The organism is Arthrobacter sp. ZGTC412 (assembly GCF_002929215.1).
Taxonomy (GTDB): Bacteria; Actinomycetota; Actinomycetes; order Actinomycetales; family Micrococcaceae; genus Arthrobacter.
Window position 1 is genome coordinate 1 of record NZ_PJII01000049.1, and the last position, 1,275, is coordinate 1,275.

Sequence of the window (1,275 nt, forward strand, 5' to 3'; positions counted from 1 at the left end):
AAAACAATACACGCCCCCACACCAACCCGCAAATCCACCCCCACACCCACCCCACACCCCCAAAACCCCCGCCACCATAGGGAACTGCCAGAGAAATGACCCCTGCTTGTCCATCCACCCCCAAAAAGCAGCGACTATGGAGCCGATCACATCACGCTTCAGCCCCCGCCCCCAGGGAATCTGCTCCTCCGCCTCGGGTTGGGGCGTCCCAACGTGCCGGCTTGTTCCTTCCCGCAGATTGGCGACAAGAGCCTGAATTGGGATGCCGGATATGAGCCCGAAGTAGATTGTGTGCCCTGAGATCTGCGGCAGTTGTAAGGACATCCTGAAAGCCGGCGGCCGTCACGGCAGTCCGAGCGTGGAGCTTAAATGCGGAGGGCCCCAACTGTGATGCTTGGGGCCCTCGACCCTGGTCGTCTTGCGATGACTCGTGCTCCGACTCCGCCCCTCAATACCCCGGCAGGCCCTCCCCCGCGGCTCCAGGCTCGAGGTACCCGCCCCGGCACTGAAAACACCGCCAGCTGAGCCGCCGGCGGTACTTGCGCGGCGGGTGGCAGGTGGCAGGGGCTGCGCTGATGATCGCCAAAGGGGATGGTTGAAAGTTTTGGCAGGATCAACCCCCCACGGATTGGGGTCTGCCTTGACCGCAGGACGCGCGTCGGAGCCATAATCGTCCTGGGCACCAAAACGGTACCCCGATAAGAGCCGACGGATGGCGCCGCCAGGGCAGAGGAGCCCGCAAATGACGAAGTACCTGATCTCGTTCCCCGGTGAGGCCATGGTGGTCCCCGTGGAGGAGTTCGAGGCGGTGGTCGCAGCCTCGCATGCCGTCATCGACGAGGCCAAGGCGGCGGGCGTGTACGGTTTCGGCGGCGGAATCGACGAGGACATAAGCCCGGTGCTCGTGGCGGGTGACGGCACCGTCACTGAGGGGACGTACCCAGGTCACAAGGTGCCCAACGGCGGCTACACCGTTCTCGAGCTGCCTTCACGGGAGGCAGCACTCGAGTGGGCCGCTAAGATCGCAGTCGCCTGCCGCTGCTCCCAGGAACTACGCCAGTTCCACTACGACCCGGCCAGCTGACGATGACAACCCGGCCGTTCCGGCCCGTGGTGCCGGTCAGGGCTGGTGGTGGTGTTTGTGTGTTAAATGCGGGAGGCCCCAACCATGTTCTGGTTGGGGCCTCGACCTAATGGTTGTCCGGCGGTGACCTACTCTCCCACACCCTCCCGGGTGCAGTACCATCGGCGCTGTGGGTCTTAGCTTCCGGGTTC

1 protein-coding gene and 1 rRNA gene are annotated in these 1,275 nt (G+C 64.2%); one reads left to right on the plus strand and one right to left on the minus strand.

Annotation, left to right across the window (positions count from 1 at the left end):
• The first annotated feature begins 742 nt into the window (after positions 1–742).
• Complete coding sequence (locus CXQ88_RS21320) at positions 743–1,084, plus strand: YciI family protein (protein WP_104046151.1); 342 nt, start codon at positions 743–745, stop codon at positions 1,082–1,084.
• 115 nt (positions 1,085–1,199) lie between these two features.
• Here the strand turns inward: CXQ88_RS21320 and rrf are convergent.
• Positions 1,200–1,275: ribosomal RNA gene (gene rrf, locus CXQ88_RS22885) — 5S ribosomal RNA — on the minus strand; the annotation flags it as partial.

Excerpts from the sequence above, each read along its gene's own strand:
- CXQ88_RS21320 (WP_104046151.1), top strand. The coding sequence starts at position 743 with ATGACGAAGTACCTGATCTCGTTCCCCGGTGAGGCCATGGTGGTCCCC.